This is a genomic window from Anabaena sp. UHCC 0253, from assembly GCF_009712085.1.
Taxonomy (GTDB): domain Bacteria; phylum Cyanobacteriota; class Cyanobacteriia; order Cyanobacteriales; family Nostocaceae; genus Dolichospermum.
In genome coordinates this window covers 854,671-870,156 of sequence record NZ_VILD01000002.1, presented here as the reverse complement: position 1 = coordinate 870,156, position 15,486 = coordinate 854,671, and the positions used below count along the sequence as shown (strand labels likewise).

The window sequence follows — 15,486 nt, the reverse complement described above, 5'->3', positions numbered from 1 at the left end:
CCCTATTTCGGCGTTGCTGAATTAGGGTATGAAATTCAAAAATCAATGATTTCAAACTCTTACTCTCTGTAGACTCTGCGCCTCTGCGTGAAACAAAATCATACTCTTAATCAGCAACACCCCTATTTCCTATTCCCTTTGTTTGTAAAGGTGCAGTGTCTGCACCCAAGAAGAAAATTTCTACTATAATCACAACAGCTTATCTTGGTATACTCAATGATTATTGGTAATAATCAACCTATTCTCATCCTCATGCTTTTCATAGCTGCGGTTATAGCTGCTTATACATCTATCAATTTAGTAGAACGACTTTCTGCTGAATTATTACCAAAATGGCGATCGCTCTGGATCTGCACTAGTATGATAACAATGGCAAGTTGTATTTGGTTAATGCACTTCATAGCCATGCTCACCTTGCAACAACCATTATTAATTACCGACAATATTACCACCCTATCTTGGATAGAAGTAATCATTGCCTTTGGAATAGCAATCCTATTAAACAAACTCTTTACATTTAAATTAAGCGAACAAAAAGCCTTAAAAGCCAGCGAAAATCGTTTCTTTTTAGCTCTCGAAGGAACAAATGTAGGCATTTGGGATTGGGAAATTGATACAGGAAAAATTTATTTTTCTCCTCGTTGGAAAAGTATCTTAGGTTATGAAGATCAAGAACTACCTAATACCATAGAAACATGGCAACAAAGCCTGCATCCAGAAGACAAAGAACAAGTCATGTCAATTTTAAATCAATACCTAGAAAATAAAATTCCCATTTATGAAATAGAATTCCGCGCTCGACATAAAGATGGTTCTTATCGTTGGATTTTCGCACGGGGTGTTTCCTTACGGGATCAAAAAGGTATACCATATAGACTCAGCGGTTCTCATGCCGATATTACCGAACATAAACAACTAGCACAAGAACTGCAAGAATCCCGACAATTTTTGACAAGTATCATCGAAAATATCCCCTTAGCACTTAATGTTCAAGATGTCAAAAAAGATTACCGTTTTGTAATTTGGAATCAAACTTGTGAGCATATATTTGGTTTAAAAAGTAAAGATACTATTAATCATAATGTCAATGAATTATTAACCACCCAAAAAAGTGATATATTTCTTTCACCGCTCCTAGAAACCCTGAACCACAATCAAGAATTACAAACTTCTGAAGAAACAGTCAATAGCTACTTTCAAGGAAAAATGTTGCTAAGAACATTAAAAGTTCCCATTAGCAATCAAGGTGAAATTACCCATATACTATCTATTTCTGATGATATTACTAGCCGCCGACAAATTGAATCAGCATTACAAGAAAGTGCTGAAAGAGAAAAAGCACTAGCTAAAGCAATTCAGAGAATGCGGCAAACATTAGATATGAAAACTATCTTTACTGCGACAACATCCGAACTAAGACAAGTGATTCATTGCGATCGCGTTGTTGTTTATCGTTTTCGCTCTGATTGGAGTGGAGAATTCATCGCTGAATCTGTTGGTAGTGACTGGATTTCCCTCTGGGATGAACAAAATAATAACCCTAAATTTCAGGAAAATGCTCTTGCAAATGAGCGTTGTACAGTTAAAGATTTTGATAGCAACGCAAAAGATGATAATATTGAAGATGATTTAAACTTAGTCAAAGATACTTATCTACAAAGAACCAAAGGTGGTGTTTATAGTCAAGGTGTCACTTACCGCGTTATCGAAGATATTTATGAAGCTAACTTTGATACTTGTTATCTACAACTTTTAGAACAGTTTCAAGCTAGAGCATATATTATTGTGCCGATATTTTATAGTAATAAAATTTGGGGACTACTCGCAATTTATCAAAATTCCCATCCCCGTCACTGGAAAGAAGCAGAAATAAAAATAGTAGTCCAAATTGCTAATCAATTAGGAGTTGCTCTACAGCAAGCCGAATTATTAGAACAGACTCAAAAACAATCCATAGCATTACAAAATGCTTTAATAGCTGCTGATGCCGCGAGTCACGCTAAATCAGAATTTTTGGCGAATATGAGCCATGAACTCAGAACACCTCTGAATGCGATTCTGGGCTTTACCCAAGTTATGAGTCGTGACACAAAACTATCCAATGAACATCAGGAAAACCTAAAAATTATCAATCGTGCCGGTGAACATCTACTGACAATTATTAATGACATTCTAGAAATGTCTAAAATCGAAGCTGGTAAAACCACACTTAATAAACACAGCTTTAATTTTCATGATTTTCTTAACGTCTTATATAACTTCATCAAATTGCGAGCAGAATCTAAAGGGTTAGAATTAAAATTTGACTATGCTCCTGATATTCCTGCTTATATTTATGGAGATGAAGGAAAAATCCGGCAAGTTTTATTAAATTTGTTAGGAAACGCCATTAAATTCACCGAAAAAGGTAGAGTGAATTTACAAGTCAAACAAAATTGGATCATGGAATATGGAGAAAACAATCCTGTTTATAAAAAACTAACTTTTGAAGTTTCTGATACTGGTTTTGGGATTTCCCCAGAAGAAATTAAATTACTATTTCAATCCTTTAAACAAACAGAAATCGGTCGTAAATATCAACAAGGTACAGGCTTAGGTTTGGCTATTAGTCGTAAATATGTAGAACTAATGGGCGGAAATATTCAAGTTAATAGTCAATTAGGAGTAGGTAGTACCTTTACATTTGATGTAACTATCGAAGAATCCGCAGCCAGCAATGTTAAAATCCCTTTAATAGGAGAAAAAGTAATTAGTATTGCTCCGCATCAGTCTGAATATATAATCTTAGTTGCTGAAGATATCCCCGATAGTCGTTTATTATTAGTCAAATTATTAAAAGAAATTGGCTTTACTGTGTACGAAGCTGAAAATGGTGAAGAAGCAGTTAATTGTTGGCGTACTTGGCAACCACATTTAATTATTATGGATATCCAAATGCCCATAACAGATGGTTTGACTGCTACTAAAATTATTAAAAACACACCCCAGGGAAAAAATACTAAAATATTAGCTTTAACTGCTAGTATTTTTGAAGAAAACCGCCAAGCAATCTTAGCCGCAGGTTGTGATGATTTTCTTTCTAAACCATTGCACGTGCCAGCTTTATTAGAACAAATTAGTGAACATTTAGGTGTAGAGTATGTTTATGAAAATGTAAGTCCAGATATAGCATCTGCACCTGTCCAAAAAATGTCTGAGGCAGAGGTAATTGCTATGTTATTAACAATGCCCAGAGCATGGTTAACTCAATTAAATCAGGCTGCTGCTCAGTGCAATGATGATAAAGTTTTGAAATTAATCAATCAAATAGCACCGGAGAATAATAGTTTTGCTAACTTTATTAAAGACTTAGCCCTAGATTTTCAGTTTAAAAAAATTATGGAATTAATGCCAGAAAAATTATGACACAATCCGCAGATATTCTCATTGTTGATGATACACCAGATAACTTAAGATTTCTGTCTAAAATTCTCACAAATCAGGGTTATCATGTTCGCAAAGCCTTAGATGGAGAAATGGCTATTACTGCTTGTGAGCATCTGTTACCAGATTTAATTTTACTAGATATCATGATGCCGGAAATAGATGGATATACTGTCTGTCAACGCTTAAAAGCTAATGATAAAACCTGTAAAATTCCAGTAATTTTTCTCAGTGCGATTAATGATGTTGTTGATAAAGTCAAAGCTTTTAAAGTTGGTGGAGTTGATTATATAACTAAACCATTTCATCCCGAAGAAGTTTTAATTCGGGTAAAAAATCAACTCAAACTCAGAATAGCAGAAACAAAAATTATTAACCTTAATCAGGAATTAGAAGCCAGAGTAAACGCACGAACTTTAGAGCTAGAATTAGCTAATCAAGAACTACAAAAAGAATTAATAGAAAGAAAGAGATTGCAAGACAAACTACTACATAGAGCCTTACATGATCCATTGACAAATTTATATAATAGAACTTTTCTAATGGATAAATTAGAAGAGGGAATTAAACTAGCTTCAGAAAATGCTAATTATCAATTTTCTGTATTATTTTTAGATTGCGATCGCTTTAAAATTATTAATGATTCTCTAGGGCATTTGGTAGGAGATGAATTACTCATAGCCATAGCTAAAAGACTACAATTTCTGATGAGAGATATTGATATTCTAGCCAGATTAGGAGGAGATGAATTTGCGATCTTATTAGATAATGTTGAAGATATCAACTATGCTCAGGAAATATCCGAAAAAATTCTTCAGCAGTTTTCATCTCCTTTTCAATTATCGAGAGCAGAAGTATTTATTAACGGCAGTATCGGCATTGTTTTAAGCAATAGTAAATATTCTAATCCGCAAGAAATCCTCAGAGATGCAGATACTGCTATGTATCAAGCTAAATCATTAGGTAAATCTAGATATTGTATTTTTAACCCAGATATGTATGAACAAGCTATCAAAACTTTGCAGTTAGAAAATGATTTAAAAAGAGCAATTGATAAAAAAGAATTTATTGTTTACTATCAACCCATAGTTTCTTTATCTACAGGTAAAATTAATGGCTTTGAAGCCTTAGTTCGCTGGGAACATCCTACTTTGGGAATGATTTCTCCCATGGATTTTATTCCCGTAGCTGAGGAAATAGGTTTAATTAGTGAAATAGATAATTGGGTATTAAATATAGCTTGCTGTCAATTACGCAAATGGCAAGAACAAAAAATAGCCGATGAATCAATTTATATGAGTGTTAACCTTTCCGTTCGACTATTTTCTCAACCCAATTTACTAGAAATTATTGATAGTAGCTGGAGAAAAAATAACTTAAATCCCCAAAATTTAAAATTAGAAATTACTGAAAGTGCAATCATGGAAAATAGAGAAGTTGCTACAAAAATTCTCCAACAACTCCGCGATTCACAAATTCAATTATCTATTGATGATTTTGGCACAGGATATTCCTCCTTAAGTTATTTACATAAATTTCCTGTAAACATCCTCAAAATTGATAAATGCTTTATTGATTTTTTAGATAGCAGTGACAAAGATATGGGATTAGTTTCGACAATCATTCAACTAGCTCATACAATCAAGATGAAAGCGATCGCTGAAGGTATAGAAACAGCCGCACAATTATCGAAACTGCGAAATTTAGGCTGTGATTTTGGCCAAGGCTATTTTTTCTCTAAACCTTTAAATGTAAAATCTGCTACCGATATTCTAAAATCAAAACTCCAGTGGTAAAGGACTTCCAAATAGAAAAAACACTCAACCACCTAACGCAAAAAATCTCACTTCGACAAGCTCAGTGACCACTCAAACTCTCATTCCTCTGCGTTCTCTGCGCCTCTGCGGTTAGTTAATCCGGATAATTTATTTTTTTTGGAAGTCCCTAACAAGTACCGAAGAACCAAAATTATTTGCTTAAGAACAAAGCCCGTAATTGTAATATCAACATAGTGCCACCTGTGAAAAATATACCAAGTAATATATTTTTCCAACTACCACTTTTGTCTGTATCAATTATCAAAATACTTTCGACTAATAAAGAGGGTAGGAATATGCCAATAGGTAGCACAAACCTAGAAAAACGTAACTTTTTCTTAGACACAATAGTTAGAAACATTAAGCAAATTCCTAAAGGCATAAAAGTTAGAGCATAGTAAAACAATTTCTGTTCTAGAGGAATTAATTCCAATAAATTGAAAGATAACAAATTAGAGAATTTATCTATATATACATTGAGAATTCCTTGAGCATAAGTAATGATTATATAATGGGAGTTAGTCGTTGTAAAAATATCAGAGATACTTAATCTTATATCTGTGCCATTTTCTCCAGTAATTGGTGTTCTTAACCGTAAATCTAGATTTTCTCCCTGTTGTCCTAAAGTAAAATTGCGCTGAAGCATACCAGATGAAAGTGAGATTATACGTGCTGGACCTGTTTGAGTTGTATCAGCAGTAGAAAGATTAGTAATTATTGTGAATTGAGAAGTTTTCCTAATTCTTTTGTTTAATAATTTAGCAGGAGTTTCTGTTTTTAACCAATAGCTAGAACTCAAAGCAATACCTTTCTCATCTACAATTTTTTGTGACTGTCCTTGTGGTAAGAGTTCAGGCAGTTTTCCAATTTGATCTTGATAGCCTTTTTTCTCAGTTAATTGATAAGAACCTATTAAAGAATCTTTGATATTATTTAAGTTATTTTTATTATTAAATAATCCAGAAATATCTTGCTCAGAAAGTTTTTTATCAGCAATATTAACTTCTGAGATATATCCATGCCAAGGTTTATCACCTGTTTGTTCATTACCAATTAATAGTGGATAAGTTAGATTCCAATTACTTAAATGTATTGTTCTTTGCCAAGGAATTAAAATTAAAAATGGCAGCAGTATATATCCAAAAAACAATAATGTTATCTTTTTAAAAGAATTTTTGATACTACTACTTTCTACAGAAGACAAGATAGAAATAAAGCTTTGTGAGTTCAATATATAAAAACAAATTATACCGACAATCCCACCTATTATATTATTAACAATATCGTTAGGAGTAGGTGATCTAGAAGGAAGAAACATTTGCAGAATTTCAACGGTAACTGATAAACCAGCACTGATAAATATGACGGTAAATAATTTACTTATTCGCTGCATATTTATTTTACGCAAGCAGACAGTAGCACTAAAGCCTAAAGGCATAAATAGTAAGATATTGTTTACTAAGTCTTCAAAAGAACTAGCATTATCGAAACTGGTAATAATTGTTTGTTTGGAAAAATTATCTAGAGGATAAAAATCAAACGGATAAAGTGTAGCTATGAGAATAGCCAAGATACTAATAGTTAACAAAAAAAAGTTCTTCATGGATATGAATTTACTCAAGAAATTAGATAATTGTGTTGAGAGATACAAAAACTTATTTTGGTAAAATTACATACATATTTTAAAGAGTTAAACGATTAATTAGCTGTTAAAGGTTAATTATGAAAACTGAACCTTTTTTATATTATTAACAAAGCTATAATAATGGGAAAATAAATTACAAATATTTGATAAAGCTGCTATGAAGATAAATTTATAAAAAAAGCGTATCTATACTGAAAAATAGACACACTTAAACTTTTATATGAGGCTACACAGAATAATAATCATCCTTACTTAACGTAAGTTGCTAGTTAGGGAAATTGTCAGAAATGGCTAACGCCACGCTTCGCTAACAGAATGACAAATTATACCTTTTCCAACTTTTCAAACTCTTAAATCTATTTAGAGTGTTCCAAACAATAAATGATCCAAAACCAGAGATTGCTTCATTCCGCTCCGCTCCATATGCCTAACGCCACGCTCCGCGAACGCAATGACAATTGGGCATTTTTTTACTTGGAATACTCTTAGAGACGTTTCATGTAACGTCTCTACAAAATTTTTGGATAACGCATATTTAATTACTGGTGATTCCTAATGTGAGTAGGAAATTAAATAGATAACCGATGCTAATAATCCCAAAGGTCATAAATGTAATAAAAACTACTAGCAATTGGGGTCGTAGTACCTTTTTGAGAATAACTATCTCAGGAAATGATAAAGCTGTAACCGCCATTGTAAAAGATAGCACCGTTCCCAGGGGCATTCCTTTGTTAACTAAGGCTTCAGTAATGGGTAAAACTCCAGCCACATTAGCATAGAGAGGAACACCCAGAATTACAGCAATGGGAACAGCTACAGGGTTATTTGCACCAGCCCAACGGGTGATAAATTCTGTGGGAACATACCCGTGAATACCCGCGCCCACACCGATACCAATAACTACATATATCCAAACTGACTTAAAAATCTCGGTAGATTGAAACTGTCCTTGTTTGCATCTATCACCCCATGTTAATTTAGTGATTTGCAAATCATCATCTTCATTATTTGGCTGTTCACGTCTGGCTTTTTGGAGTTCCCAAACAAAGGGTTCTACCCATTTTTCTAGTTTTAGCAAACCAATAATATAACCTGCGGCGATCGCTAATCCCACACCAAAGGCAATATACAAAAGTGTCACACGAAAACCGAATAACCCCCACAATAAAACTACAGCCACTTCATTTACCATTGGGGCAGAAATTAAATAGGAAAAAGTTACTCCTAAAGGTACACCAGCTTCTAAAAATCCGATAAATAAAGGCACGGCAGAACAGGAACAAAATGGCGTAACAATTCCTACTGTTGCTGCCATAATATTACCAATAAATGTGCGTTTTCCACCCAACCAAAACCGGACTCTTTCGGGTTCGAGAAAACTTTGAAATGTACCTATTATAAAGCTAATTGTTAGTAACAATGTCAATACTTTAGGAACATCGTAAAAGAAAAAATGCAAACTTGATCCCAAATGTGAATCTATTGATAGCCCTAAAAGTCGGGTAACAATTTGGGTTGCTAACCAATCATAAGGATAGAATGGATCAAACATAAGAAAATACCCCCAATAATTGCAGTAAAAAAATGTAGAGTTTCACTACAAAAGTTTCTGGATTTGATCAGGGGGTAAAACTTGACCTTTACTAACCACTTTGCCATTAATTGCTAAAGCCGGAGTTTTCATCACACCCCGTTGAGCAATTGCAATTGGATCTGTAATCTGTGTAACTTCAGCATCTAGTTTAAGAGTAGTAAGTGCCTCTTGCACATTGGCTTCTAGCTGATGGCATTTCTTGCAACCTGTACCCAGAATTTCTACTTTCAACATGATTTATTCCACCTTTTCTAAAATGACACATTCATGATTGGGATCGGCAACTTCGGATTTTTGAAGACAATGATTAACTAAGGGTAATAATTCATCTCGTAATTCCTGAAGTTGTCGAATGTTATCTTCAATTTCCTGCAATTTTTTGGATAATCGTTCGTGCATTGCTTGACAAGTTAGAGACTGCCCCTCTTTCAGTGTCAAAATATCTTTGATGTTATCCAGACTCAACCCTAATGCTTTTGCCCGACTAATAAAAGCTAGGCGTTCTACATCTTTGTCACTGAACAGACGATAACCAGATTCTGTACGCTGTGGAGGCGGAATTAACTCAATGCGCTCATAGAAGTAAAGGGTTTGGGGATTTAACCCCAATTTGCGGCATATTTCACCAACTTGCAGCATTTCGTTACCCTCTCGACTCAAGTATGTTGATTCTAAACCTTATACCTGAGTATAAAGTCAAGGGTCGAATTGTTAAATTTTGTCCTGTTCTACGGATGATTTTGAATGTGTGGCAATGTAGTTAGGTAAAAACTGTTTCATTCGTGGTTTGTCATCATAGTTAAAACCCAGTTCTTCACCTTTAGCAAAGGCCGCTGCCGCAGTCATCCCTTCACGGGTAGCAATGTACATTAATCCAGCCGTAACAGCACGTAAACCAGTTTTGCAGTGAGTAAGTATAGGTGTGGGTAATTGATCAATTTGAGTCAATATCTGATCAATGAGTTCGTCACTCAGGAGTTCAGGACGGAGAGGAATATTCACATAGTTGAGTCCTGCAACTTCCGCAGATTGTTGTTCATCACTGCAAAAGTCTTCTTCTTGAGGCGCTCTTAAATTTAGTACCGACTTAAATCCAGACTCAGCCGCTTGTTGTAACTCTGTAACTGAAGGTTGTCCTAAGAAAATGGCCAGGTCTTGGTTGATATATTTGATGTTTTCCATAAGTTGCTATTATTCAAAATTCAGTGAGCTAATCTTAAACCCTATACATTGGTATAAGGTCAAGGGGGATCTGGAAGTTTTAGTAAAACATTGTCTACTGAATAGTTTGATTAAGAAGCTTTGTATATCAATGCAGTTATTTTTGATGCACTCATAAACACTTAGTTTACTGCTGCCATTGCCCTCGTCGTCGTATCAGCAGTAGTAGCTGAGAAATTAAAACCATAATTGGTAATTCAATCAAGGGGCCAATGACTAAGACAAGAGCAATTAAAGGACGCTGGGGAAATGCAGAAGCAGCAATTGCTAGGGAAAGTGGGGAATTACGAGCCAAAGTGGTGCAGCTAAGACAAGCAACCTCTTGGTATGACAACCTTAAGTAACGTCCCACCAATTGAGCTAAGACAAAATTAACCACGAAGAACAGAACAACAGGGATAAAAAGCTGAAATATTAATTCTGGATGCTGTATGACTACCTTTCCTTGTGAAGCGAAGATGGTAGCGATCGCTAAATTAAGGCAGATTACTTGAAATATTGCCATCTTTGCAACCACGTGCTGAAAATAAATATCACCTTTCCAACTGAGAATTAATTGTCGGGAAATGGTTGCTACAAACAAAGGTAAAATTAATACCCAAAACAAACTATCAAAAAGTTGAATCAAGTTGATCTCTACCAATGTCCCGGCAAAAATCAATAGGTACACTGGTAGCAAAATAACTTGTAACACTAGATTTAGTGGTAGTAGGGCAGTTGCTAAAGCCACATCTCCACGCGCAATACCTGTAAAAAGAAGATACCAATCAGTACAAGGTGTAACCATCAACATAATTAGCCCCACCCTTAAATCGGGGCTATCTTGCAAAAATAGATAACCATTACCCCAAGTGAAGATGGGAGTCCAGAAAAAGTTAATGATCAGGCTTGTTGATGCCACTTTAAAATTCCGTAACCCCCGTCCAAAGTCCTTTAAAGGTATTGATAGGAAAGTTGCATACAGCATCAAAGCCAATAACGGCACAATTATCTCTGGGGCTAGATTAGCAAACCATCTTATCTGAGCTAATCCCAATCCCACAAAAACTGAAAGCAATACTAACAATGGCTGCGTCTTGTCAAATAATGGCATTATTATACTTGGGAGCTAACAATACTATTGCCAAACCCCTGAAACCCTATTGATATCGTCACGATTTTATTGGGTTTCAGACATATTTGGGAAAATTGGCAATAGTATTGTAAAAAGATATCACTGAATTAGGGAAAATGCAGATTCTAATGCCTGCAAGCGGCTTTCTCCCTGACTAATTTGGGCTGACAAGGACTCATTTTGTGTTCGATGATCCTTACAGAATCGCTGTAAATCAAGTTGGGAAATTCGCTGCTGCACTTGTTCAGCGGTGACAACTATCCAAACGTGACGATGATGAGCGATCGCATCTTCGACAATAGATTCAATGGCCAGCGCCGCCGTAATGCCAATATTGGGAACTTCACTCAAATCTAACACCAGGGCTTGATAGTTCTGCACCAACGTCATCCGCCGAGAGATACTTTTAGCCGCACCAAAACTCATTGGTCCCCCCAATTTCAGTAATAGAATATCCCCTTTTGCTTGGGTGAGGATTTCCTGCTCAGTGGGAGTGAGATTATGATTTCCAATCGAGTCAGTAATGACTTGAATATTATCACTTTGGACATCACTTAACCGTTTAATAGTCAGGACATTAGCAATAAACGCGCCTACTAATACCGCCGTAATCAAATCCACAAATACCGTTAAAATCAACACCAGATACATCAATCCCGTACCCTTGACAGAAATACGGGGCGCACGTTTGATAAACCCCCAATCAAGAATATCAATACCTACCTTCAACAATAATCCTGCCAGCACGGCATTAGGAATCTGCGCCGTTAACGGACCTGCCCAAAACACGACTAACAGCAGTACAAAAGCGTGAATTATCCCAGATAAAGGCGTTTTTCCCCCAGCTTGGACATTCACCACCGTCCGCATAGTCGCACCAGCACCAGGTAAACCCCCAAATAACCCCGCCAACATATTACCAATCCCCTGGCCAATCAATTCTTTATCAGAATCATGCTGAGTGCGGGAAATACTATCAGCCACCAAGGAAGTTAACAGAGAATCGATCGCTCCCAATACCCCTAACATCAGCCCATACCGAAGCATATCTGCTAACTCGCGGATACTAAAGGTGGGCATTCGGAAGGTAGGTAATCCCCTGGGAATTTCACCAATGCGAGCCACATTTGCATCTTTGAATACCACCACTGAGATAATTGTTACCACCACCAAAGCCAATAAAGGGGACGGTAAAATCCGATTTAGTTTGGTAGGAACAATAAAAACAATCAGCAAAGTTAGTAATCCCAGCCCGACAGCCACCCAGTTAGGATTACTCAGGTAGGTAGGTAGTTCTTGCAAAGTTGTGACTACGCCACCCGTTCCTGTATGACCCAACAAGGGGGGTAATTGCAGCAAAATGATAATTACGCCAATCCCGGACATGAACCCAGAAATGACCGTGTAGGGCAGGAGGGTGATGTATTGTCCCAGGCGCATCACCCCAAATAGAATTTGTAGTAGCCCACCCAACATGACTACGGTAAATGCCATTGCTAACCCTGTATCGGGATGACGCGCCACTAAAGTAGCAATCACGGTTGTCACCACTACAGTCATTGGTCCGGTGGGTCCTGAAACTTGGGCTGGTGTTCCCCCAAATAGAGCAGCAAAAAAGCCGACAATAATAGCACCATAGAGTCCAGCGATCGCCCCAGCACCGGACGCAACCCCAAAGGCTAGGGCTAAGGGTAGAGCGACAATGGCCGCAGTTAAGCCACCAAAAAGGTCGCCGCGCCAATTGCGAAAATGAATTTTGTTAATTAGGTTGATGGACACTGTATTATTGCTCTGAATTAGAATTTTTAGCTTGATTACAAAAAAAGGGAACAGGGAACAGATAAGAAATACTTATTTGCACCAGTTGAGCAACAGCAAAACCCAACAGAATTTTTGATCATTTTGGGTTTGGTTCTATACAACCCAACCTACTCTATAACTGCTTTTTTCCCTTTCTGTTCAAGGTGGACTAAGGGGGATAAATAAGTGCATCAGATAATCAATAACCACTTTGCCAATAACCTTTTAACGAAACAGTAAAACAGAAATATTGCTGCTTCTCAGTAATTGGGCTGTTGTACTACCAATTACTAAATGACGAATGCGGTTATGTCCGTAAGCTCCCATCAGTAAAAAACTGATATTATGCTCAGAAATATATTTATTAATTACCTCTTCTGATTCACCTTCTCTAATATCAGAAATTATCTTCAAACCTGCTGATTCTAAAATATGTCTAGCTTCATTGACTCTGTTTTCTGCCCTGGAATATGTTTCATTTTTAGTTACTTTCAACAGATGTATTTCTAAATTGTGAAAACAAGGAGAATTGACTAAAAATTCTAGTGTCTTTTTCCCTGTTAAACTACCATCATAAGCAACTAAAATTCGTTCGATGGGTCTATATTCACGGGTGGTAACTAAACACGGTTTTTTGGTACTACGGACAATTCGCTCTACATTTGCTCCTAAATGTGCAGATGCAAAATCTGCGGCTTCTCCCCGTTTACCTAAAACAATCAAATCGGCATTTTCTTCAAATTCTTGAAAACAATCCACGAGGAACCCAGTTTTATTGGTGACACTAAAATTTTCTAAGCCTTCTGCTTTAAGAGTTTCAGCGGCATTTTGTAAAATCAATCTTGCTCGTTTATTGTTTAGTTTGGCTTTTTCATGTTCTAAATTCACTAATTCATTTAGTAATTCTTCAGAAGCACCAAGTCCCAGACTACCGCTGAAATTACTAGTAGAAACTACTTTTTGGCTGCGAATATCGGTGACAAACAAAACATTGATTTTCGCATGGAATTGATTAGCAAACCAAGCTCCATATTTATAAATGTTTTCGGCAAAGGCTGAACCATCGGTACAAAGTAAAATATTTTTCATGCTGGTTTTATTCTCTGGGAATTAAAGGGTAAAAGGTAAACTACTACTTTTTCAAAGTACCGGATTTTTGAGAAGTTGCTAATTTGTTCAGCAAGGTAGCACTAGCTTCATTGAGTCCAATGAGTTCTACTTCTGCTCCATTGCGGCGAAATTTCAGCACTGCTCGATCAAGTACCTCTACTGCTCCTTGATCCCAAAGATGAGCATGAGTTAAATCAATGGTGACACGATCAACCAGTTCTGTAAAATCAAAAAATCCGAGAAATTCATCTCTTGATAAAAAGAAAATCTGTCCAGCTACTTTATAAGTGCGATGTAAACCATCTTCACTTAATACTTTATCTACAAATACCAATTGGGCAATTTTGTTAGAGAAAAATACTGTACTCATGACGATACCTGTCACGACACCCAAAGCAAAATTTCGGGTGAAAATTGTTACAAACATCGTCGTTAACATGACGGCGGTTTCTGTGCGGGGAATGCGAGGAAGATTTTTGATCGATGACCAACGAAAAGTACCAATTGACACCATAATCATGACAGCAACTAAGGCAGCCATGGGCATTTGCTTTACCCAATCTTGCAAAAATAAAATGGCAATTAATAGGAAAATACCCGCTGCTAAAGTTGAAAGTCTGCCTCTACCACCAGACTGGACATTAATAACTGATTGTCCAATCATTCCACATCCAGCCATACCGCCAAAAAAGGCAGTAACTATGTTTGCAATACCTTGTCCTTTGGCTTCTTGATTTTTATCGCTGGGGGTATCTGTGAGTTCATCTACTAATGAAGCGGTGAGGAATGAAGCTAACAAACCAACGATCGCTAAAGTCAGAGAATAGGGGAGAATAATCTTTAATGTTTCCAGGGTGAATGGAACTTGGGGTAAAGAAAAACTGGGTAACGCGGTGGGTAATTCTCCCATATCCCCAACTGTGGGAACATCTAATTTGAGAGCGATCGCGGCTATTGTCATTACCGCTAAAGCTACTAAGGGTGAGGGAACTGCTTTAGTGAAGCGAGGCAAAATGTAAATAATCGCCAAGGACAATATAGTTAACACATATACGGTAGGTGGGACATTACTTAGTTGAGGCAACTGGGCAAGGAAAATTAATACCGCTAAAGCATTGATATAGCCAATCATTACTGCCCTGGGGACAAATCGCATTTGGCGACCGAGTTTGAGCAACCCAAATACAACTTGAAAGACCCCTGTTAACAAGGTGGCGGCGAATAAATACTGCAAACCATGATCTTTGACCAAATCAATCATTAACAGCGCCATTGCTCCTGTAGCGGCGGAAATTGAGCCTGGTCTGCCGCCTAAAAAGGCTGTGATGACGGCGATCATAAATGAAGCATACAGCCCAACTTTGGGATCGACACCGGCAATAATTGAAAAGGCGATCGCTTCTGGAATCAAGGCTAGTCCTACCACAGCACCCGCCATAATGTCTCGCTGGGTGTTAAAAAACCATTCCCGCTTCAAAATTGTTCCGTTCAAGTTTCCTCCTCACGTTTTCATCAAACTAAAATTGTCAGTGCATCATTTGCACTCAAAGTATCCCATTTGCCTATATAATTCCGTCATTAATAATTCGTAATTCTTGGCAATTACAGAATTACCTACACAGAAATTTTTGGCTATTTTCAAACACAAATAGTAGCCAGGAGCAAAATTAAAAAAGCTTGTGTAAGCTGCTTTTTTTAATTTTTAATTATCAATTTTTAATTGAACAGATTTAGACAAGGCTAATCACTTAAAACCATATTT

General features: G+C 36.7%; 11 protein-coding genes. 2 read left to right on the top strand and 9 right to left on the bottom strand.

The features are described 5' to 3' along the window. Nucleotides 1-216: 216 nt before the first annotated feature. Nucleotides 217-3,405: a PAS domain S-box protein gene (locus tag FJR38_RS08155; RefSeq protein WP_168536373.1), complete on the top strand. Its 3,189-nt coding sequence runs from the start codon at nucleotides 217-219 to the stop codon at nucleotides 3,403-3,405. Next, nucleotides 3,402-5,219, top strand: coding sequence for an EAL domain-containing response regulator (locus FJR38_RS08150; protein WP_168536371.1), 1,818 nt, complete (start codon nucleotides 3,402-3,404; stop codon nucleotides 5,217-5,219). Before FJR38_RS08155 ends, FJR38_RS08150 begins: the two co-directional genes overlap by 4 nt. A gap of 172 nt (nucleotides 5,220-5,391) precedes the next feature. Here the strand turns inward: FJR38_RS08150 and FJR38_RS08145 are convergent, their stop codons facing one another. The 9 genes from FJR38_RS08145 to FJR38_RS08105 all read right to left on the bottom strand — a co-directional run bounded on the left by FJR38_RS08145 (nucleotide 5,392) and on the right by FJR38_RS08105 (nucleotide 15,162). After that, a complete protein-coding gene (locus tag FJR38_RS08145; protein WP_168536369.1) occupies nucleotides 5,392-6,843 on the bottom strand; it encodes a VanZ family protein in 1,452 nt (483 codons plus the stop codon). A gap of 577 nt (nucleotides 6,844-7,420) precedes the next feature. Continuing rightward, entirely contained in the window at nucleotides 7,421-8,437 is a 1,017-nt protein-coding gene (locus FJR38_RS08140; RefSeq protein WP_168536367.1) for a permease, read from the bottom strand. A gap of 45 nt (nucleotides 8,438-8,482) precedes the next feature. Then, nucleotides 8,483-8,713, bottom strand: coding sequence for a thioredoxin family protein (locus FJR38_RS08135; protein WP_168536365.1), 231 nt, complete (start codon nucleotides 8,711-8,713; stop codon nucleotides 8,483-8,485). 3 nt (nucleotides 8,714-8,716) lie between these two features. Further along, nucleotides 8,717-9,118 carry a heavy metal-responsive transcriptional regulator gene (locus FJR38_RS08130; RefSeq protein WP_168536462.1) on the bottom strand — a complete coding sequence of 134 codons (402 nt, stop codon included), beginning with the start codon at nucleotides 9,116-9,118 and terminating at the stop codon, nucleotides 8,717-8,719. 72 nt (nucleotides 9,119-9,190) lie between these two features. Further along, the gene (locus FJR38_RS08125; RefSeq protein ID WP_168536363.1) at nucleotides 9,191-9,661 is read right to left on the bottom strand and encodes a beta-lactamase hydrolase domain-containing protein; all 471 of its coding nucleotides are present in this window, start codon (nucleotides 9,659-9,661) and stop codon (nucleotides 9,191-9,193) included. Between the two features lie 166 nt (nucleotides 9,662-9,827). Next, on the bottom strand, nucleotides 9,828-10,793 hold the full coding sequence (locus tag FJR38_RS08120; RefSeq protein WP_168536361.1) for an arsenic resistance protein: 966 nt from the start codon (nucleotides 10,791-10,793) through the stop codon (nucleotides 9,828-9,830). Nucleotides 10,794-10,913: 120 nt separating this feature from the next. Beyond that, a complete protein-coding gene (locus tag FJR38_RS08115; protein ID WP_168536359.1) occupies nucleotides 10,914-12,593 on the bottom strand; it encodes a SulP family inorganic anion transporter in 1,680 nt (559 codons plus the stop codon). A gap of 246 nt (nucleotides 12,594-12,839) precedes the next feature. Continuing rightward, entirely contained in the window at nucleotides 12,840-13,703 is an 864-nt protein-coding gene (locus FJR38_RS08110; RefSeq protein WP_168536357.1) for a universal stress protein, read from the bottom strand. A gap of 43 nt (nucleotides 13,704-13,746) precedes the next feature. Beyond that, nucleotides 13,747-15,162: a SulP family inorganic anion transporter gene (locus FJR38_RS08105; protein ID WP_168498611.1), complete on the bottom strand. Its 1,416-nt coding sequence runs from the start codon at nucleotides 15,160-15,162 to the stop codon at nucleotides 13,747-13,749. Between the last annotated feature and the right edge of the window lie 324 nt (nucleotides 15,163-15,486).